The 21,305-nt window shown below is 38.3% G+C and carries 15 protein-coding genes; all 15 read left to right on the top strand.

Features of this window, described 5'->3' with window-relative positions; genetic code table 11:
- The first annotated feature begins 15 nt into the window (after positions 1 to 15).
- The 15 genes from QWT87_RS11915 to QWT87_RS11845 all read left to right on the top strand — a co-directional run bounded on the left by QWT87_RS11915 (position 16) and on the right by QWT87_RS11845 (position 21,299).
- Complete coding sequence (locus QWT87_RS11915) at positions 16 to 924, top strand: PKD domain-containing protein (protein ID WP_076392027.1); 909 nt, start codon at positions 16 to 18, stop codon at positions 922 to 924.
- A gap of 54 nt (positions 925 to 978) precedes the next feature.
- On the top strand, positions 979 to 3,378 hold the full coding sequence (tssR, locus tag QWT87_RS11910; protein WP_302716272.1) for a type VI secretion system protein TssR domain-containing protein: 2,400 nt from the start codon (positions 979 to 981) through the stop codon (positions 3,376 to 3,378).
- Between the two features lie 93 nt (positions 3,379 to 3,471).
- Positions 3,472 to 3,975: a DUF4280 domain-containing protein gene (locus QWT87_RS11905; RefSeq protein ID WP_302716271.1), complete on the top strand. Its 504-nt coding sequence runs from the start codon at positions 3,472 to 3,474 to the stop codon at positions 3,973 to 3,975.
- Between the two features lie 20 nt (positions 3,976 to 3,995).
- Positions 3,996 to 6,131, top strand: coding sequence for a DUF5675 family protein (locus QWT87_RS11900; RefSeq protein ID WP_302716270.1), 2,136 nt, complete (start codon positions 3,996 to 3,998; stop codon positions 6,129 to 6,131).
- The gene (locus tag QWT87_RS11895) at positions 6,124 to 7,383 is read left to right on the top strand and encodes an SH3 domain-containing protein (protein WP_302716269.1); all 1,260 of its coding nucleotides are present in this window, start codon (positions 6,124 to 6,126) and stop codon (positions 7,381 to 7,383) included. The genes QWT87_RS11900 and QWT87_RS11895 overlap by 8 nt, the downstream gene beginning before the upstream one ends.
- Positions 7,384 to 7,535: 152 nt before the next feature.
- Positions 7,536 to 8,063, top strand: coding sequence for a hypothetical protein (locus QWT87_RS11890; protein WP_302716268.1), 528 nt, complete (start codon positions 7,536 to 7,538; stop codon positions 8,061 to 8,063).
- 252 nt (positions 8,064 to 8,315) lie between these two features.
- Positions 8,316 to 9,278: a hypothetical protein gene (locus tag QWT87_RS11885; protein ID WP_302716267.1), complete on the top strand. Its 963-nt coding sequence runs from the start codon at positions 8,316 to 8,318 to the stop codon at positions 9,276 to 9,278.
- A gap of 189 nt (positions 9,279 to 9,467) precedes the next feature.
- Positions 9,468 to 9,872: a type VI secretion system tube protein TssD gene (tssD, locus tag QWT87_RS11880; protein WP_076392041.1), complete on the top strand. Its 405-nt coding sequence runs from the start codon at positions 9,468 to 9,470 to the stop codon at positions 9,870 to 9,872.
- Between the two features lie 258 nt (positions 9,873 to 10,130).
- Entirely contained in the window at positions 10,131 to 12,626 is a 2,496-nt protein-coding gene (locus tag QWT87_RS11875) for an ATP-dependent Clp protease ATP-binding subunit (protein WP_302716266.1), read from the top strand.
- Between the two features lie 48 nt (positions 12,627 to 12,674).
- Entirely contained in the window at positions 12,675 to 13,547 is an 873-nt protein-coding gene (locus QWT87_RS11870; protein WP_302716265.1) for a lytic transglycosylase domain-containing protein, read from the top strand.
- A 34-nt stretch (positions 13,548 to 13,581) separates the two neighbouring features.
- The gene (locus QWT87_RS11865) at positions 13,582 to 15,519 is read left to right on the top strand and encodes a type VI secretion system Vgr family protein (RefSeq protein ID WP_302716264.1); all 1,938 of its coding nucleotides are present in this window, start codon (positions 13,582 to 13,584) and stop codon (positions 15,517 to 15,519) included.
- 3 nt (positions 15,520 to 15,522) lie between these two features.
- Positions 15,523 to 17,202 carry a T6SS phospholipase effector Tle1-like catalytic domain-containing protein gene (locus QWT87_RS11860; protein ID WP_302716263.1) on the top strand — a complete coding sequence of 560 codons (1,680 nt, stop codon included), beginning with the start codon at positions 15,523 to 15,525 and terminating at the stop codon, positions 17,200 to 17,202.
- 55 nt (positions 17,203 to 17,257) lie between these two features.
- Entirely contained in the window at positions 17,258 to 18,250 is a 993-nt protein-coding gene (locus QWT87_RS11855) for a DUF2931 family protein (RefSeq protein WP_302716262.1), read from the top strand.
- Positions 18,251 to 18,619: 369 nt separating this feature from the next.
- Positions 18,620 to 19,027, top strand: coding sequence for a type VI secretion system tube protein TssD (gene tssD / locus QWT87_RS11850; RefSeq protein WP_084196398.1), 408 nt, complete (start codon positions 18,620 to 18,622; stop codon positions 19,025 to 19,027).
- A gap of 232 nt (positions 19,028 to 19,259) precedes the next feature.
- Positions 19,260 to 21,299: a type VI secretion system Vgr family protein gene (locus tag QWT87_RS11845; protein WP_087712151.1), complete on the top strand. Its 2,040-nt coding sequence runs from the start codon at positions 19,260 to 19,262 to the stop codon at positions 21,297 to 21,299.
- Positions 21,300 to 21,305: the final 6 nt, after the last annotated feature.

The raw sequence follows: 21,305 nt of genomic DNA, 5'->3' as shown, positions 1-21,305 counted from the left end.
ACACAATCATTAACTATGAATTATTTTCAAAAAAACAAAAAAAACATTATCATCGGTGTTATTGCGACGCTGCTCATTGCAGCACTGGTTGCATTGTGGCTGCAGAAAAAGGTAATACACTCCGCAGATGATATTGTAGGAGTTGTTTATCCCTCTTCCCTGAAAGTAGGAGACACCCTTTTGTTTGAAGACAAAACCCAGTTTGCGAAAACCAAAAAATGGATCTTCGGAGACGGAACTTCAAGCGATAAAAACAGCGGCTTCCACTTTTACAACAGACCGGGATATTATCAGGTAACGTTGATTATTGATAACAAATATTCCAAATCTTTTCCTGTAATGGTTTCCGCGAGATCAATTCCGAAGCCTGTAGATTCTGCAAAAACAAGAACTTTAATCGACGCGCAGACTCAGGCAATGCAGTTTGAAAACGTACAGTTCCGCGCGATTTCCGATGCCAAACAGTTTACCTGGAAGTTCGGGGAAACCGGAAATATCGATTCTAAAGATAAAATGGCAATCTATTCCTACAAAAAACCGGGAGATTATGTCGTAACACTTTACACCGACGAAAGTGCAGAGCCGATTCTTCATCAGATTAAAATTCTTCCCGCTTATGATGCGCTTGAAGAAGAGGTAAGTGTAGAAGACGCCTATGCTAAAATTGATAACGATTTTAAATATCATCTTCAGCAGATCGCCAACGGAAACAGCTTTAATATGCATTACAATTATTTACTGAGAACCTATCTGTGCAACAATGAAAATACCGTGGTAAAGGTAAGTGACAGCAAAGTCAATAACTTTTATATGTACTGTGCAGGTCTTCAGTTTGATAAAAATATGGTCATTCAGACCGTAAAGGTAAACTTCGATGATGCGCAGAACTGTGTAACCAAAGTTGATATTAACCAAAGTAAATAATTTTCCGTTCAGAAATTTTCTTGAACCAACACACCAATCATTAAATAAATCAGGATGAAAAATAAACTTCCTCTAGCAGCATATTATATCGGAGTTTCAGTAGTACTAATAAGCTGTCAGGTAAAACTGCCGTCGAAAAGAACTCCCGAACCCACCCATTACGGACAGGTTGATAATTCACCGGTCGTCAACGGTTTTCCTAAAAAATCAGTTCCGTGGATTGCCATATCCGACAGATCCAGAAATACCGCATATCTTGATAAAAGCGATGAAAAATCCTATAAGGAAGTTAAATTTTTAGAGCCTTTAATGGTGTTAAAAAATCGCGACGGAATGGTAAAAGTAGCAGAATACATTCCGGATGCGCTCATGAAAAAAGTATCTTCCAAACAGATTAAAACCTATGGCTGGATTCCTGAATCTGATCTTCTTTTATGGAGCAATTCCTTAAAAAGCGAAAAGACAGGCTTTCCGGTAAGAGTGGCCATTGTTCCGAGCAACAGTGAGGTCATCAAAAACTCAGAAAGATATTACAAGAACGATTCTATTATGGTTTTTAATTCGCCAAGTCTTATTGAACAGGCAGATGTGAAAATTCCGAACGGACAGATCGTATACGTCTACAAACAGGCAGAAAACAACAAAAGATTTCTGGTGGGTAAAAAACCAAACATTGATATCGACAGCATCGGTACAAGTCTGTACGGATGGGTAAGTTCCAATGTGGTTTCTACATGGGGAGAACGTTCTGCCGTAAAAATGAAAAATACCACAGGAATTACAGAAACAACGCTGGGAATTCATGAAGGTTCTCCGGGAGGAAACGATACCGAAAACAGGACTGCTGTTTTGTTGACAGACGTAAACAAAAGAACGCCGCTTGAAAATATTTTTCCTGTAACATTACCCTTAAATGAACCGCTCACTCCGGATTCTAAAACAAAGTATTTTACCAATATTTTAGATTACAGTAAAAATTACGTTTTCAATGTATTGGGAGAGCCGATTTATTTCGACCGTTATCGGGAAATTACAGAAAAAAATAAAAAAATAAATATCGTATTTGCTTTAGATATCAGTGCTCCGAATGCACCTTATGCTCCGATTGTGAAATCTTTATTACAGGATTTACAGTTGAGATTCGAGAAACCATCTTACTTTAATCAGGTAAAATACGGAGTTGTTTTGTACAAAAATAATTCCTGTGGAGACAATGTTGCGGTTTCAAATTTAAGCACAGATTACAGCAAAATCACCACCTTCATCGATCAGAAAAGCAATGAGATGAATTGTGTAAGCAACAGTGGTTATCAACCGGTAAATGAAGGTTTGATGGCAGCCGGAAACCTTTTGTCTAACGTTCCGGATGAAACCAATATTGTCATAACGGTGGGAACATCGTCCAGTCAGGGCGGAAATATGTACGGAGTCATCAATTCTCTAACGCAGGCTCAGGCGAGACTGATCATGTTCCAGACCAGCGCGAGATCATCCGATACCTACAATGATTTTGTTTTGATGGCAGAAAATGTGGTAACCAATACCGCAAAAAATATTGCTGAACTGAAGAAACAGAAAATTATTAATCAGAATGATGTTTTAACGAAAAATAATTTCAGTCTTATTGAAGGAGATGAAGGCTTTTTCTCACTCGATTATCCGAAGCAAAGTATGGCACAGGGATTTGTGATTTTTCCTAAAAAAGGAGATATCGCGAAGCCGGGTTATCTTAAAAAATCTGTCGACAGCCTGATTGCACAGGTTACTCTCGATAATACGACTTTGGATAAATCTTTAAACGATTATTTCCATTCATCAGTAGGAGCAGGAAGAACGGATGTAGATGTAAAATACAAATATCTTTATCCGGGACTTACCAATCCCGTTCCGGCAGGAATTGCTGCACAGCTTATCAATTACGGAAATCCGTTTCTGGTGAAAGGCTACATTCCGAAAGAACTGAAAGATTACAAACCGGGATTAGAGAAAGGAATTTTAATTTCCGAGAAAGAATTTGACAATTTAAAACTTTTCTACACCGAAGTTTATCAGAATACAGGAGCGGAACGATCAGATTTTAGCCAGTCTAGAGCGATTAACGAGTATGTGAAACTGCTTAAAAAATACAACCCTACTCTGAAATTTTTAGACAAAAGTGATCTTTACAAACAGCCGATGTCTTACTCCGTGGGAATCAGCACAGGTTTTGATAATTCTGATGAAGAACTGATGTCGAAATACATGCTGAAAGGCTGGAAAAAATCTAAAATTGTGACCAATGAAACGGTAAAAAACTATTTTAAACATTACAAAGATTTAGCCGACAGAATGTTGTCTCACAGAAATGATCCTGCGGTGAAAATCGAGCAGAACGGACAGACTTTCTACTGGCTGAATGAATATTTCATGCCGACCATGATGCCCGTTGAAGAACCGGAATATACTCAACATTAATTCTTTATAAACAGAAAAGCGGAAAATATTTTTCTGCTTTTTTTATTTTTTAATGTAAATTTTTTATCTTTGGATTACCCAAATCACGTAAATATGTCACAGCAATCATCACCTCATGACGGCAAATATTTTGTTGTCCGCAAAGGCAAAGCCCAGTGTAATCAGGGTGATCAGTTCCCGCAGTACAAAGTTACCTCCCATCAGAAACATTTTTGGAACGATTCCGATGGTAATGCAGATTTTCTTGGCGTTACCGAAGACGATCTTCAGTTTAATCCATCCGGTCCCAGTTTCGGAAAATGTAAACTGAAACCTACTTCAGGAGGTTATCTGCCATGTTCTTATGCACCTGCCGGAAAATGGCAGAAAACATACGACAAAGTAACCATCATGGGTAAAAAGATCGTCACCGAATTTTCTGAACTGCAATGTGTAATCGGAGGTAAAATTACCATCAAAGATCACGGACAGCGGGGAGAAATGAGCAAGCAGAATGTGAAAAATGCGGATAACAAAACCGTTCAGCACATCAATCCTTTAGTGAAAATGCAGGATTTTAAAGAAACCGTTCTTGAAAATGAAATTGATGCCTATTAATTAATTCCAAAAAACATTCTATGTCTAAACAAGGAGTTTCAAAGATCTCAGGAAATCCAAATCCTGTAGTTGGCGAAAAAACAACTTATATGGTTACGGACTGGTATCCTGCTACACCTTCAGGAGAAAGAAATCCTGCTGTGGTTACCTGGGAGCTTTTTAAAAAACGTCCCGACGGAAGTTTTACCACAACAAACATCAAAAAAGTGGGGGACGGAAGTTTTACCTTTGGAGAAGTTGCAGCCAAAAATACCTATCGTCTGGAAGCTTATCTTCATAGTCCTGAAGGAAAAGGGAGTACCACCATTGATATTACTCCGCAACCAGGAGAAATTCCAAAGATCAATAAAGTGGAACTGCGCTATGCAGACGATTCTACGGGAACCGTTTTCAGTTATCAGGAAAAGCTTATAGCCAGCGCGCAGTGCGTAAATCTTGCAGGTAAAAAACTGCTCTTCACGCTTTGGGAAGATGATGCAGCCGGAGAAGGACATAATTCTAAGAATAAATTTGTAGACAGCAAAGAAGCGGTTGTAACCAGAACCGGAACGGCAACCGCAGAATTCATACTTACTAAAGCTTTGATGCAGAAAGCTTCACAAGGGGAAAGAGATCCCAAAGAACTGGAATTCTATGTAACAGTAGAATATTACAGAGACAGAAAACACGCAAGTGAAAATAGAGTGATGAAAAATCCTGAATACAAACCGCCTGTTCAGCCGTCTCAGGCTCCGAAATCCACGCCAAAAGCCACCGGTTCACCCGCCGCTTCAAAACCAGATTCTAAAAAAGAAACCAGCGGAGTATTTGATTCCTTCACAGAAACCGTAAGAAGTGCGTGGAATGAACTTTGGGACTGGGCAGAATCCAGAGGAACGGTAAAACCTGATAAAAAACCCACGGCTCCCAAACCGGAAGGTAAAACAACGAGTGTGGTAGATCATACGGAAAAACAGGCTTCAGATAAAAAAGGAAAGTGTTTTTGCAACAGGGATTTTACCGCTGAAGAATTTGAAAAAATTATTAAAGGACTTAGAGATAGTGAGCCAAGAGTTAAAAAAGACAGCGGGTATGCACTTTTCGGTGCCAGTAATTGTGAATTGCCTGAAGAAGATAAGACGATTGAAAAATTAAGAACTCAGTTGAATAGCCTTTTTACAAAATATCAGATTAATACATGTTTAAGAAAGCTTCATTTTCTGGCGCAGGTTTATCATGAGACAGACCGGTTAAGAACAACTTTAGAGTATGCTACTAAAAAAGATTATAAACCTTATTTTGGAAGAGGCTTAATGCAATTAACCTGGGAGAGTAATTATAAAATCTACAAAGCATACAGCGGAATTGATTGTGTAAAGGACTATGAGAAGATTGCAAACAATCTTTCCAATGCCTGTGATTCTGCCGGTTGGTACTGGAAGCAGGGAAAAGTTTTAGGAGTAGGAAAAAGATGGAAAGGACCTGCCGATCCTCCTGCATACGTAAAGATTCAGAATCCGGATTATCCTAAAGAAACAATTACTTACACAGACGGAAAAACAAGCGGAAAATATGGTACCGTAAATTTAGGATTAATTGCAGATGACGATAAAGTAGATTTAATAAGTTATTTAGTAAATGGAGGTTCTAACGGACTGCATGAAAGAAGAAATTATGTATTAACTTTAAAGAATATTTTTAAGTATCCTCAGGATTGTGTAAATAAAGACCAGAAAAAAACGGCTGCATCTTCAGGAAGTACTTCTGTAACGATTAGATTAACCAGAAAATGGCAGACGGACAAATCTACAATCGGAGAATTTACAATTGATAATTCGGAAATTAAAGGTTATATTCTTGAAGAAAAAGGTCCCGATACTACCGTTTCGGGAATCGAACAAAGAGTTCCCGTCGGTACATACAATTTGGAGTGGCATGCCGGAACGAAAATAAAAAAAGGGTTAAAATTATATAACGATGTAGTATCAAAATCAAGAGCAATTTTAATACATTCCGGAAATACAGCGGATGACACCGAAGGGTGCTTATTGCCGGGTTCTACCAAATCCAAAGACTTTGTGGGAGGTAGTAAAGTAAAATTAAAGGAAATATTTGACTATGTAGAAGAAATTGGCATAAAAGATGCTAAAATTATTATTTCACAAGCGTATGAATAGATTTTATTTATTGATGTCATTTGCCGTATTATTTTCGTGCAAAAGTCCGTCTCAGGAAAATGCTAATAAAGATATTAGTGAAAAAGTTACCACCCTTACAACGTCACTCGAAAATAAAGAAGAATCAGCTTTTCTGAACAGTTTTCCTAAAGATTTTACAAGTTTTAAAAATACTTTTGGATGGGATGATGAAAAAGATACTGCAGAACCACTTTATAATAATGCCAATAAATATATTGACTATTTGTTCTCGCTTATTAAACAGCCAAAATACAATAAATACGAAAGCCAGATCATTGATATATCAAAAGGAGGTATTTGGCAGGCTGATGCAGTTGCATATTTTCAGAATAGTGCCGTAAAGTATATTAAAGAAAATAAAAGATATAATCTTATCAATTCTCTTTCAGATAATGATGCAAAGTCTGTTTTGTCGTTTTTATTTGATAGCGGATCAGGATTTAAAAAAGATTCGGATTTTATTTCAAATTTAAATAAAGAAAAACAGCAGCTTGCCAATAGTTTTTTATCTGCCAATATCTCTTCTGAAAAAAAGCGGGGATCGTTTGAAACCTATGAAAATAACAAAAATTATTTCATAAAAACTTTCGACGTAAACAAAGATGGAATTCCGGATAAATTAGTAAGCAGTACAGCTTATCAGGGCGAAGATTTATTTGTTTTTTTAGGAAATAAGGCAGGAAGCTATGATCTGAATTTGGAGACAACGAATTTTTCTGAAGACGGAGGAAATATCATCAGAGATATTACACCGATCGCCAACAGTAAAGGTTTTACAGTGAAAACTTACTTTCCCGATCGTGGCTTTTATGAAAAGGAATTTAATATTATTCCCGAAAATAATACATGGATTTTGAGAAATACGATTTATAAAACCATGTCTGATGTTTCAGAAAATGCTGTAAAGTACATTTGTGATGTTTCTCAGAATATTGATATTACAAAATCCGGCTGGTCAGACAGATTAAATTCTATTCCGGAAGAAAATGAAAGAAGCAAAAAATGCAGGGTAGAAAAAGTTTCGGAAAATGGGAAGCAGTACCTTATTCAGGATCCGGATGGTTATACGAATCTACGGAAAGAAAAAAATACATCTTCACAGGTTTTACAAAAAATAAATTCAGGTGAAAATGTTGAGGTTCTGGATAATTCCGGAGACTGGTATCTTGTAAAAACCAGACAGGGCACTAAAGGATATGTGCATAAAAGCAGGATAACATCTGCTCATTAATAATAAAATTAATAAAAATAAAGGAAGTTATGTACCCATGACTTCCTTTTTGTTTTAAAAGATCGGATTTTTGAATTAAATTAAAATAAAAATATTTTCGGATTAAAATTTATGGTATTTTTGATCTAATAAATACGTCAAAAGTATACCTTATGATTACAAAAAAAATCATTGGAATTTGTTTACTGATAGGACTTTTTACCATTTCCTGCTCCAAAAATGAAACAAAGAACAAAACGGCAACAGCAGACTCAATGTCCGTTTCTCAGCCTGTTGAAAAAACGGCAGTTCCTGTTGAGAAAAAAGATGCTGCACAATCTGATGAACAAACAGAAAGTCAGGAAGAAAAAGATACAAAAAAGACCGTCTCCAAAACTTCTGTTGAAGGGAAATTTATCGCAACAACCTGTGAAGGTGCAAGATTTTCAATAGAATTTAAAAATACCGACGGCAATCCAACATTTAAAATTTTAGATAAAACAAAAGTGATTGCTGCCGGAAATGTCTCTGCAGAAACCGACGAAAAAACAGGAGCAATCACCAACATTATGATGGGAGAAATTGGCGGTGTCTATGAAGGTGACAAAATTGTGATCCAGAATTACGGAAACGCAATGAACGAATTCGAACACTTCACGCAATGCGGCGACAAATATCTGGAATTTACAAGACAGAAATAATCAAAAATTAATGATTGAAATAGAAACAGCATCCATTTTCGGGCGCTGTTTTTTTGTTAGTTAAATTTAAAATGGTTTTAAAAAAGGTTGCATTTTTGGCTGAGTAGAACGCCTTTGCAAACTTAAAAAAGTGATTCGCATTAAAAAAACTTGTGAACTTTACGTTAAATTAACAGGATAATCAAAACGGCAAAACTATTTTGCTGACTAAAATTTTTCCTCTAACTTAGTTTTAGCCAAAAAACAAAATATATGACCGTTCATTTTATCCTTTCCGGTGAAACGCTGGAAAGTATAGCTGAAGAAATTAATCTCGAAAATCCAAAATACCTTAAAGAATTTCACAATACCCATTGTGCAAGAGAAGATTTTATAGATGATGACCTTGTTCCGCGGAAAAAACTTCTTATTCCTGATATTCATAAAATAAAGGAATACAACAGCCGTAACGATGCCGATTTTAAAGATCCTAAATTAAATCCCGAAATCCCTTTCCATCCTGAAAATTTGGCTAAAATTTATACTGTCGAAAGCCGGGAAACCGAAGAAAATGTGCTTGAAGAAAAAAAGAACGCACTCTCTTACACCGTTTCAGTAAAATGGATTCGGAAAGAAGACAGTGTTCATATTTTTCACCTCTTCAAAAATAATTTTTCGGAAAAATCGGGAAGTATGATGGCAGATCTCGCTTCAGAATCCATCCGTTCGCTGAATCCTGTTGAGGTAAAAACCGATGATAAAGGCAGAATTGTACTGATAGCTTTACCAAAAGAAACATTGGATAATTTCACTAAAATAAAAGAACGTTTAGAAGATCTTTTCCCCGATAAATACGCCAAAATATATCTTGATGAATTTGAACGGATTGTTCTCAATCCTTCACTTTTCCACAGCAGAATGAAGGACGATATTTTCATCAAAAATTATTTTGCCGACCTAAGAAACAGCTTTAGAAACGGAAAATCTTACTTGGCTCAGTCAATTGGAGAAGAGCATACAGAAGTTCAGCTTTTGCAACAGGTGGAAAATGCGGATTATGACCGGGAAATTATTCTTCAGCAAAGAATAAATCCATTGGAAAATGATAAAGATTTCAAAGGAAAATATGTGCTGTTTACTGAATCGGGATTAGTGAAAGAGATCGAAATCAAATATACTATTTCTCAGTTTGGTGTAAAAAATACGAGTCTTTTTGTGTTAAAAGAATTTTCGTAAACATTTTACAGTAAAGAATTGTTAAGATTTTATTAAATCTACAATCGTAGAATTACGACATCAAATCGTAGAATTACGACAAATTTTAAAATTGCTGTTTAAAAACTTTCAGAAAAAAAATTGCCGTGCTACCTTTGTTACACAATCACCAAATCACAAAATATTATTAACGATTAAAATTTACCTATCATGGCAGCAAATTCAAGAGGAATCTTAAAATTCAATGGCGGAGAAGGGCAAAAATTACTGAAACTGAACTACAGCGTTTCAAGATCTACGGATGTTTCCGGTAGAGTAGCTTCAGATCCTTCCAATGCGCTCATCAAAGTAACCGTAGAAGCAACTGAAAAATCAGACATTCTGGAAAGTTTACTGAACGGAAAATATAAACCGACAACAGGAGAAATCACCTTCAATAAATCTCATGAAGAAGGCACATTAATCACACTTTCATGGAACAACGGATACGTTATTCAGCACGAAGTTGAGTTCGATGCGGTAGACGAAAACAGTATGCTCATCAGTTTCGTGGTAAGTGCAGAAACCATCGACTACGGAAACTCCAAATACGAAGGTCTTTGGCCATCAAGCTAAAATATTCATTTCATCGTATTCATACAAAAGACTGTCGTGCAAGGCGGTCTTTTTTTACCATTTTTAATTAAATTTTGTTAAAATAATCATTCTAAATCACATTATTAAGACATAATTTTCCGTTTTTAAGAAAAAACAGTTAACTTAGTAAACAATAAAAATTCAGACGGTTATAGATTCACTCCAGTTAAAAATAAGGAAAATCCAAACCCGAAGAACACCAATCACCACACACCAAATATTAATCTGAATAGTACAATGGGAGTATTAGTTACCAATGAGACTGTAAAGCAGCTATTTCATATAGCACAATCCATCGCGAAGGAAAATTACAATGCAACCTATGGAGCGCCGCACATTTTGCAGGCACTCATGCACAAAGACATCGGACTGAACGAATTCCTTAAAAGCATCGACAAAGATCCCGGATATTTTTACGAATGGGCAGATGTGCGCATTGAAGATTATCCTAAAACCACCCATCTTCCCAACGAAGCCGGAGAAGATGAAACCGTAGATCGTATTGTGGAAGAAGCAGATGATATCCGTCTGAAATTAGGTCTGGATGAAATTACCCCGATCTGCATTCTAACGGCAATTGTAAAACCTCAGGTCGCTTTTACCTTGCAGCAGCTCAAATCTCTTCCTCTCAGAGAACATGAAATTTTCAATCTGTACAGAAAAGATACACCTTACGAAAGTTCGGAAAACGGAGAATTTTCTTCCATATTTTCAAACGGTTCAGACTATTCAGACCCGTCTTTTCCTTCCATAAAAAGCTATTGCACAGACAGAACAGCTCAGGCGAGAAAAGGAGAGCTTGAAAACATCATCGGAAGAGACAAAGAACTCAGAATGCTGGTCGAAATTCTCTGCCGGAGAAGCAAACCCAACGTCATTATTATCGGAGAACCCGGAGTTGGGAAAACCGCTTTGGTAGAAGGTTTTGCCATTGAAATCACCAAAGGAAACGTTCCTGAGATGCTTAAAAACGGAACTTTGCTGGAATTAGACACCGGAGCATTACTGGCAGGAACCTCTTACAAAGGGGAAATTGAAGACCGTCTGAAAAAAGTCATCAACGAATGTAAAAAGATTGAAAAAGCCATTCTTTTTATTGATGAAATTCATACCCTTTTAGATCCCAAAGGAAGCATTGGAAACGTTGCAAACCTGCTTAAACCTGAATTGGCAAGAGGTGAAATTACCGTCATCGGAGCCACCACTCAGGAAGAATACAGAAAAATTATCGAGCCGGAACAGGCTTTCAACCGACGATTCGAAGTGTTAACGGTAAATGAGCCGGACGAAAAAACCTGTGTTAAAATGATCGACGTTTTACTCGAAGGTTACAAAAAACACCACGGAATTGAAGTAGAGAAAACCGCTCTTCCCGAATGTGTCCGTCTGGCAAAAAGATATGCTAAAGGGAAAAAACTTCCCGATGCAGCCATCGATCTCTTAGACAGAACCATGGCGGCGATTAAAATGCTCGACGAACTTTCAGAGAAAGAACTGGAAAGCTGGAAATTAACCTACGAAAAGCTTCAGAACGAAGATTATTTCGATGAAAAAGACAAAGCAGATGAACTGATCTGGAATTACAATCTGCTGAGAGACAAAATAAGTCCGATTTTGTGGGGATCTTTAAGTGAGCAGCCGCAAATCGATAATTCCATGCCGGTGGAACAGATTCAGAAAATTATTGAAGACAGCTACACCGAACTTTTGCAGCACGCCTCAAAGAAAAGAGAAAAAGTAGACCGTCTGGAACTGGCGGCAGTAATGGCGGCAAAAACAAACATCCCGATCGGGAAAATTCAGGCGCAGGAAAAAGAAAAGCTTCTGAATATGGAATCGCTTTTAATGAACCGCGTTGTAGGGCAGGATCATGCTTTAAAAATCCTTTCCGATGCAATTGTTGAAAACCGAAGCGGACTCAATAAACCGGGACAGCCCATTGGATCATTCTTCCTTTTGGGACCCACCGGAACAGGAAAGACCGAATTGGCAAAATCGATGGCAGAACTCCTTTTCAACGACGAAAAGGCAATGGTTCGTTTTGATATGTCTGAATTTAAAGAAGAACATTCAGCCGCTCTCTTGTATGGCGCGCCTCCCGGATACGTCGGTTACGAAGAGGGAGGAATGCTCGTAAACAAAATAAGACAGCAACCTTACACTGTGGTGTTATTTGATGAAATTGAAAAAGCCCATCATTCGGTTTTTGATGTCTTTTTACAGATCATGGACGAAGGAAAAGTTCATGATAAACTTGGAAAAGAAGGCGATTTCAGCAATGCGCTGATTTTATTTACTTCAAATATCGGAAGCGAAGAAATCGTAAAACAGTTTGAAGAAGGAAAAATCCCGGAATCAAAATCACTAATGCAGATTATGTCGAATTCCGGACGTTTCAGACCCGAATTTTTAGCAAGAATTACAGAAATTATTCCTTTTGCGCCAATTACAGAATCCATCGCCGAGAGAATTTTTAATATTCAGTTAAAATCACTGCACAACTCTTTAGCGCGACTGGGAATGAGTCTGGAAATCTCCGATGAAGCCGTGAAAAATCTTGCATTGGGCGGATTCAGCAGCAAATACGGAGCAAGACAAATCTCAGGAGTGATACGTTCTCAATTGTCAAGACCGATCTCGAAAATGATCGTAAGAGAAGAAGTAAAAGCCGGACAGACCATTCATGTCAACTGGAATTCCGAAGAAGAAAAACTGAGCTGGAAAGTAGAGTAAGAAAATAGTGAATCTGTTTAAAAAACTTTTCACAAAAGCATAAAAACAATGAACCCAAATCTCAAAAATATTTTTCTAACCGCAATGGTATTGTTGTGTTCTCATTTTACGAACGCACAGTTTCTTGCTGCTTCCGATACTTCGGAAAGCAGTGTGAAGAAATACAAAGGTATCATTAATGCCAACAGAGAAATTGTAGATTTTATCGAATATTCTCTGGTTCAGAAAGGTTTGCCGAGACATTTGAGAAATTTAGCCTTAATAGAATCCCATTTCAACAGAAATATAGCTTCCGGAGCCGGAGCAGTGGGAGTTTGGCAGTTTATGACCGCTCACGCAAATCAATACGGATTAACCGAACAGAACAGAACGGATCTTTACAAAAGTACAAAAACGGCAACAGTTTCCTTAGCCAATCTCTACAAAAAATATAACAACTGGATCACCGTAGTTGCCGCTTACAACTGTGGAGAAGGAAATATTGCCAAAGCCATGACCGCTGCAAACTCTACTCAGTACCATGTTTTTTATAAGTTTTTGCCGGAAGAAACCATCAATCATGTTAAAAAATATCTGAATGCATGCTACGCAACCGGAGAATTGCAGAGTGTTCTGGCAAACTATAATTCCTCAAGGATGAACACCGTTTTCTTCGTAAAAGGAGGAAGCGGAAAAAACAATGCACAACTGGCAGAAACCGAGATCAATGCAGGATTCAATCTCAACATCATTGCCGATGAACTGGATGTGGAAGTAGACAAACTCCTCTCCTGGAATCCCGGAATCAGCGATGAACTTCAGAAAAAGGGAGAAAGCACATTGTATCTTCCTACCGATCTGATGCCCGATTTTTTATTGAGAAAAACTAAAATTCTTTCAAGATCCGTAAAAGAAGGAATTACACAAAATACCGAACACTAAGCGATCATGTTTAACCTACCAAATCACAGGAAATATGAAAACAGAATCACAAAATATACTACAGAATCCTTCCTTCCGCCCATCGCAGAATGCAGACGGAATTTCTCAGAATCATCACACAGGAATCAACCGTCTGGTAAAACTTTCTCTCGTGATCGAAGGAAAAGTGATTAAATATTACAAGCATTTTCAACTCACCCAAAGCACAAAACGCCATCACCAATTCAGCGTGACATTGGCTCATGATGCTTTAGGTGACCGACAGACTCATACCCTGGAAGAAGCCAATAAATTTCTCGGAAAACGTTTAACAGCCGTTATTTCCTACAAAGATATTGAAAGCAGCCCCGAAAGAACCTTTGTCGGAGTCATTACAGGAGTAGGTTTCAGTCAGGAAAAAATGAGCCTTGGAAATATTGTGTTAACAGGGTACAGCCCGACCATTTTACTCGACGGAGCGCCGCATATTCAGAGTTTTGGAGGAAGTTCACCGGTTAATATGGGAATTATTGCCAACGAAGTCATCAAACAGGGGATCGATTCCGGCCGTTTTGATGTAAGAGTGGATACCAACGATTATTCACAGATTATCTACAGCAGCCAGTATGATGAAACGCACTACAATTATCTGGCGAGAATGGCTGAAGCCTATGGTGAACAGTTTTACTATGACGGCGAAGTTTTGCATTTCGGAAAACTTCCGCCTCAGAACAAACCGATCAAATTAACCTACGGAAGCAGCGCCAATGATATTAAGGTTGAATTAAAAGCAGTACACACAAAACCCCAGTTTTACGGTTACAACAGCAGTAAACATGAAAAACTGACTTCGGGTGAAACGCCGGTTCAGCATGTGGGAGATTTGGCAAAAACAGCATATTCTCACAACGAAAAAATATATAAAACTCCTGCATTACAGGTTGCCCCCATTAAAGCTTCCACTCATCTTGATGTGGAATATTCTCAGAAAAGTGCGGCGGGAAGTGAAGCGGTGAGCGTATTTTCATTTTCAGGAAATACAACCGTTCCTTTTTTGCATCCGGGTTGTGTGGTGGATGTTCAGATGAGAAAATTAGACAGCAACGAATCCGATTATTTTACGAGAATCATGGTGACGGAAGTTACTCATGAAATTGATACCATCGGTCATTACAAAGGAAGCTTCGAAGGAATAGCTTCAGACACCGGATTTTTACCTAAACCCGAATTTAAAATTCCAAAAGCCGAACCGCAGATTGCTACCGTAATTTCCAATACAGATCCGGAAGGACAGGGAAGAGTTCAGGTAAGATTCGACTGGCAAACCAATGATACAACGCATTTTATCAGAATGATGAGTCCCGATGCGGGAGGAACCGATCAGGTGAACCAAAACAGAGGATATGTCGCAATTCCCGAAGTCGGAGATCAGGTGATGGTGAATTTCGTTCACAGTCATCCCGACCGACCTTTTGTGATGGGCGGAATGTTCCATGGCGGAATCGGTCTCGGCGGCGGAGTGGATAACAGAGTAAAATCTATCCAGACGAGAAGCGGTCACAGAATTATTTTTACAGAGGATGAAAGCATCGTCATTACCGATAAATCGGGAAATAAAATTCATTTAGACACCACCGGAAGCAACATCACCATTACAGCTCCTGAAACCATGACGTTCAACTGCCGGAACATGAACATCAACGTCGGCGAAAATATGAGCACCAATGTCGGAATGAATAAATCCGACACCATCATGGCAAACCATACCGAAAGCGTAGGTTCCATGAAATATCTTTCCACCGGAGCTGACTTCATGACGAATGTTGTCGGAAAAATGAGTCATTACGTAAAAGGTGATATGGAAGTGTATGGCGAAAAAGAACATAAATTAACCAGCCTTAAAGGCGTTGAGGTCAACAGTCAGGGAAAAGTGGAACATCACGCAGAAAAAGAAGTTCAGAACAATAGTGGCGAGAAATCTAAAAATCACTAAAAAATGAGCATTGAATATTTTGTAGAAGGTAAAGCGGTCACCCGTTTTGATGGAGATTCCAGAACTTTTGCCAAAGAAGGCATCAGTCACAACAGTGCGGCAACCGTGGAACAGAAAGGAAACGGAACGGGTGTAAGCTATAACAAAGCAGAAACCATTAATCCCGATGATAAACCCGTTAATACCATTGATATAAGCCTGAATCTTTTTTTTGACGGAACCCAGAATAACAAAACCAATACCCGGCTTGGCGGAGATTTTAAAGAAGCAAGCAGCGATAAAGACGACAGTTACAACAACGAGTTCACGAATGTCGCCCGTGGTTATGATACGATTGATCCGAATGCACAGAATCAGGTTTCATGGTATATTGAGGGAATCGGAACAGAGGACAGAAAAAGCGACAGCATTTTAAAAGGCGTTGCACAGGGAACCGGAGATACAGGAGTGGTGGCAAAAGTGGCAAAAGGCTGTAAAAAAGGTGCTGAAGCCATCGTAAATAAACTTAAAAATAACACGAAACCGATCGGGGTTCTTACCGTAAATGTCTTTGGTTTCAGCAGGGGAGCTGCGGCGGCGAGACATTTTATACACGTTGCAAACTCTCCGGGAATAATTTCTTATGCTTTGGGAAAGGAAACGTTACAGGTTTTTCCTCCCGAATTCATCAATAATGAAACGGTTACAATAAAGGATAAAGATGGCTCCAAGTCGCAGTTCATCATGCGGCACGGATATTTCGGAGCCTGTCTTCTGGCGCAGGATCTGGATGTGAAGGAAATAAAATTCCGTTTTGCAGGACTGTACGATACCGTTGCTTCTTACGGACTCAATCACAGAGGAGGTTTCGGGATTGATAATGATACCAAACAGCTTGGTTTAGACACCATCGGAGGCGGAAAAGTAAATTTTGTGCTTCAGCTTGCTTCGGATGACGAATACAGAGATAATTTTGATCTAACGAATATCGACAGCACAGGTTTATACGGACTGGAGTTTACCCTTCCCGGAGTTCATTCCGATATTGGCGGATCTTACGGAGAAGGAGATGAAATTTCTGTTTTATATTGTGATTCTTACGATCCCTACAATAATGTATTTACCCACAAAGAATGCGAAGCATTTAAAAAAATTGTAGTAGAGGAAGGGTGGTATCATGATGAGCAGCTGGAAATTAAATCTTTCAGGCAAAAAGATGTGAACTACGACCGGTGGTGGAATAAAATATCGATGTATTATGGCTTGGTGGGAACCAGAAACTTATCCAATAAGTATGATAAAATTCCCCTAAACCAGATGTTTCATTATTCCAGACAGCATGAAGTGAAATATCTTGAAGATCTCATCAACGAAAATCATAAAATAACAGATTCTTTTTTAACAGGAATTTACAGTCAGCTTTCTACTTACACAAACGCATGTAACCAGCTCAGAAATAACTATGTAGAAGATTTTAAAGCCGGAAAAAAACCTTCAGTTGCCAAATACAAACAGGATATCAAAGCGATTTCGTATTTAGGTCACATTCAGGAAGAAGATCTTAAAAAATTAAGAAACGAATATCTTCACTGGTCTGTAAAAGCCAACCAGATCGGTCTGGATGCACGACCCAACGACAATGCCCCCAAAAGAAGAGGCGCATTGGCTGCACAATACCGCAAAAGAAACATACAGAATGGATAGAACAATAAAAATAATATTTTTTTTAACCCTCTTTCAGAATATAAGTTGCCAGAAAATGAAAGAAGAACAATTGCCGGAATTTAACGTAGAAATAAGCAGTCCGAATAACAATATGATTGTAACGCCAGTGGAAGATAAAATTATCACTCTGGAAGGCATTCCTGCAAGTCTGCCTTATGGAAGTTCGTCGGGAACGTGGGGAAATTCAGGGAAAGGCTGGACAGAACAGCAAGGAACTCCCATCGGAATAGATGTGACTTATTTTTCCAGATACGAAGATACTTTTTATCATCTGAAGGCAGATTTTTCGGTGGAAAAAATCAAAGACTACATGCAGCGTGCGTATGCGCAGCGCGAAGCTTCTCTTTACGATAAACCTTTGGAGGAATATAAAAATCTGGGAAGGAATGAAAAATACAGCAGCGCAGAAAATCCTTACAACAGTTTTACAACGTTGGTTTTTGGTTTTGCCCCGAAAGGAATGGTGGTTGTTTGGCTCAGATTCCGGGCTGTTCAGATTGAGTTGGGAAAATTTCAGGCTGAAATCGTAAAAGATGATCAGCAGCTTGAGCAGAAGTTTTTCTCGAAACTTTCCGTAACGCGTGAAGAAATGAAAAAGAACAGATTTTTGGATGCGGAATCTAAAGAATGGGAAGACTACAGAAAAAAATACAATTGGAAACCGCAGATTACTTCAGAAAATCCGGCTTTTAAACTATTTGAATCCAATATCAGTTATTACAATGCGGAAGAAGAAGTTATTCTCCGTTCATGGATCGATAAAATTCCTTCAAGAGAAAGAGCGGTTCCGAAAGAACTGAATTTTATCTGGGAAACCGCAAAAGGCGAACAGTTTATCGGAAGAGCGTATTTCAATTGGGAAAGGCTCAACAGTGAGTTCGAAAAAGCAGGAAAAGACTTTCAGTTAGATTTTAAAGTAGCAAAAGACAACAGCAGTTTTGATATTTTCATTAACAATCAGCCCATTAAAGCAGACAGCATAAGAATATTCAGGGCAGAAAGAGAATTTCACGACTCCTATCAATAAAAATAATTCAATTCTCAGTTTAGTTTATAGAATTCCGGTGAAAATTTTTTTTCATCGGAATTCTTGTTTTAATTTCAATTTCTAACCGTTAAGAAATAGTAAAAATATCTTAATTAAATCTTAATATTTCTCTTTTTAGTGTGTAAATTTGTTTGATTTTTATTGCGTTTTAAGTATTTAAATAATTGATTAATAGTATTTTGATTTAAAATATAATTCTTTAATCGTAGAATTACTACACGAAGTCGTAGAACTACTACAAAAACTGAGATTACTGTTTAATTCCTTTTGGATTCAGAAAAGGTGCCCTATCTTTGGAATACCAAATCAACCAAATCACAAAATATTAACGATTAAAATTTACGAATCATGGCAGCAAATTCAAGAGGAATCTTAAAATTCAACGGCGGCGAAGGACAAAAATTATTAAAACTGAACTACAGCGTTTCGAGATCTACGGACGTTTCAGGCAGAGTAGCATCAGATCCTTCCAATGCACTGATTAAGGTTACAGTAGAAGCTACAGAAAAATCCGACATCTTGGAAAGCTTACTTAACGGGAAATACAAACCGACAACCGGCGAAATTACATTCAACAAATCCCACGAAGAAGGAACCTTAATTACTCTGGGCTGGGAAAACGGATATGTAATCCAGCATGAGGTGGATTTCGATGCAGTGGATGAAAACAGTATGCTCATCAGTTTTGTCATCAGCGCAGAAACCATCGACTACGGAAATTCCAAATACGAAGGTTTATGGCCGGGAGCTAAGTAATTCAAAACACAACAATCATCTTAGTAAAAATAAAATTGGTTACAGAATAGCATGGCTCAAAAGAGTAGCTATTCTGTTTTTTCTTTTTTACACTGAATTATTTCATCTTTTTCAATGAATTCTTTAAAAATAGAAGTTACATTGAAATTTGATAACAAAAATTTATTTGATGTAAAGTCGGATAAATTTTAGCATTTAAAACAAAACACATCAAATCACAAAATATCAGGCTATGTTTAAGGATGAAAATATACCCAAAACGCCTTCTTCAAAAGGAGAATCTTCAATGCTGATGAATGAGAATTTACAGCCGAATAAACCTGTTATAGTGGATGAAAAGTTCTGGTCTCAGCAGCCGACTTCGAAAATACATAATGCAAAGGCAATTCCCGAAAGTCAGATTCAGGGAATTAACCGTGTGGTAAAGCTGGATATTATTGTTGAAGGAAAAGCAGTAAAACATTTTAAACACTTTCAGTTAAAACAAAGTGCGACAAGACATCATGAATTCAGTCTTTTATTAGCACACGATACTTTAGGACGCGCAGAAAACCATAATCTGGAAGCGGCTCAGAATTTTTTAGGCAAAAGAATTACCGTAGTTTTTAAATATAAAGACCTCGAAGACGGTCCGGAAAGAAGTTTTGTAGGAGTTATCACGGAAGTTGGTTTCAGTCAGGAAAAAGGAAGCCTCGGAAATATAGTTCTTACAGGATGCAGTCCGACGGTTTTGCTGGATGCGGCTCCTCATATTCAGAGTTTTGGCGGCGCACAGGAAATCAGCCTGAACAGCATTGCCAATGAGGTGATTAAAGAAGGTTTCGGGCAGGGGAAATTCGATTTTCGCGTAGATGCACAACACGGAAATGTTTCTTACAGCTCTCAGTATGAAGAAACCCACTACAATTATCTGGCAAGAATTGCGGAAGCTTATGGCGAACAGTTTTTTTATGACGGTGAAGTGCTGCATTTCGGAAAACTTCCTCCACAGGAAAAACCTGTAAAACTCACGTACGGAAGCAGTGTAAATGATGTGAAGATCAAAATGAAAGCCCAGCACGTAAATCCTACATTCTACGGCTACAACAGCAGTAAAAACGAAAAATTAACAACAGGAAGTTCAAAAATAAATCATACCTCAGATATTGCCAAAAGAGCGTATGAAATTTCAGAAAGAACGTTTACGACGCCATCCTTAAGAGTTGCTCCCATTAAAGCAGCCTCTTTTATGGATATTGATGCTTCACAGAAAGGAACCGCCGGAAGTAAAGCTTCTGATGTTTTCATTACTTCGGGTGAAACTACCATTCCCTTTCTTTATCCGGGCTGTATTGCCGATATCGAGATGAGAAAAACCGATACGAACGCGACCGCTTATTTCACCAAATTAATGATTATTGAAGTTAATCATGAAGTAGATGCAAGAGGATATTACACCGGAACTTTTGAAGCGATTGCTTCAGACACAGGATTTATTCCGCGTCCTGAATTTCAGTTGCCGAAGGCGGAACCTCAGTTTGCCAAAGTGATTTCCAACTCAGATCCGATGAATCAGGGAAGAGTAAGGGTACAATTCGACTGGCAAAACGGCGCAACTACTACAGAATACATCCGTGTAATGACTCCCGATGCGGGAAGCAGCGATAAAGTGAATAAAAACCGTGGTTTTATGGCAATTCCGGAAGTCGGGGATCAGGTGATCGTTAATTTTGTTCATCAGCATCCCGATCGACCTTTCGTGATGGGTGGAATGTTTCATGGTGCAATTGGAGCAGGTGGTGGTGCAGGAAATAATATTAAAAGTTTAAGCAGCCGAAGCGGTAACAAACTGGAACTGGATGATGGAGCAGGTTCTGTTTTTCTTACCGATCAGGGTGGCGCGAATATGAAATTTGACGGAGCAGGGAATGCGGTTACCAATGCGAATCTCAACAAAACCGTCAATGTAGGAACTGCCAATACAGTAAATGCGGGAAGTACCAATATTATCAATGTCGGAAGTAAAGAAGGTGGTGGTGCAAATTCCAAAATATCGATGGATAAAGCCGGAAATATCAGTTTGGAATGCGATACCAATGTAACCATTAAAACCGGAGCAAGTTCAATTACATTAAATTCGGACGGAACCATCATCGTAAAGGGAAAAATTATCGGGATCGGAGGTGAAGGAATCGGAATTGCGGCGTCTCAGGGAATTGATGTCTCTTCACCGGCAAACCATATTGGAGGAGGCCCTACGAAAATCGATGGTGGAGATGCATTTATAAATTAATTTTTT

It is taken from the genome of Chryseobacterium urinae, from assembly GCF_030518295.1.
Lineage (GTDB): Bacteria > Bacteroidota > Bacteroidia > Flavobacteriales > Weeksellaceae > Chryseobacterium > Chryseobacterium mucoviscidosis.
This window is presented reverse-complemented; position numbering and strand designations above follow the sequence as displayed.

Coding starts and splice junctions, on each gene's coding strand:
- tssR (WP_302716272.1), top strand. CDS start 979: ATGAAAAATAAACTTCCTCTAGCAGCATATTATATCGGAGTTTCAGTA.
- QWT87_RS11865 (WP_302716264.1), top strand. CDS start 13,582: ATGAAAACAGAATCACAAAATATACTACAGAATCCTTCCTTCCGCCCA.
- QWT87_RS11860 (WP_302716263.1), top strand. CDS start 15,523: ATGAGCATTGAATATTTTGTAGAAGGTAAAGCGGTCACCCGTTTTGAT.
- tssD (WP_084196398.1), top strand. CDS start 18,620: ATGGCAGCAAATTCAAGAGGAATCTTAAAATTCAACGGCGGCGAAGGA.
- QWT87_RS11845 (WP_087712151.1), top strand. CDS start 19,260: ATGTTTAAGGATGAAAATATACCCAAAACGCCTTCTTCAAAAGGAGAA.
- QWT87_RS11900 (WP_302716270.1), top strand. CDS start 3,996: ATGTCTAAACAAGGAGTTTCAAAGATCTCAGGAAATCCAAATCCTGTA.
- QWT87_RS11905 (WP_302716271.1), top strand. CDS start 3,472: ATGTCACAGCAATCATCACCTCATGACGGCAAATATTTTGTTGTCCGC.
- QWT87_RS11915 (WP_076392027.1), top strand. CDS start 16: ATGAATTATTTTCAAAAAAACAAAAAAAACATTATCATCGGTGTTATT.
- QWT87_RS11890 (WP_302716268.1), top strand. CDS start 7,536: ATGATTACAAAAAAAATCATTGGAATTTGTTTACTGATAGGACTTTTT.
- tssD (WP_076392041.1), top strand. CDS start 9,468: ATGGCAGCAAATTCAAGAGGAATCTTAAAATTCAATGGCGGAGAAGGG.
- QWT87_RS11895 (WP_302716269.1), top strand. CDS start 6,124: ATGAATAGATTTTATTTATTGATGTCATTTGCCGTATTATTTTCGTGC.
- QWT87_RS11885 (WP_302716267.1), top strand. CDS start 8,316: ATGACCGTTCATTTTATCCTTTCCGGTGAAACGCTGGAAAGTATAGCT.
- QWT87_RS11875 (WP_302716266.1), top strand. CDS start 10,131: ATGGGAGTATTAGTTACCAATGAGACTGTAAAGCAGCTATTTCATATA.
- QWT87_RS11855 (WP_302716262.1), top strand. CDS start 17,258: ATGAAAGAAGAACAATTGCCGGAATTTAACGTAGAAATAAGCAGTCCG.
- QWT87_RS11870 (WP_302716265.1), top strand. CDS start 12,675: ATGAACCCAAATCTCAAAAATATTTTTCTAACCGCAATGGTATTGTTG.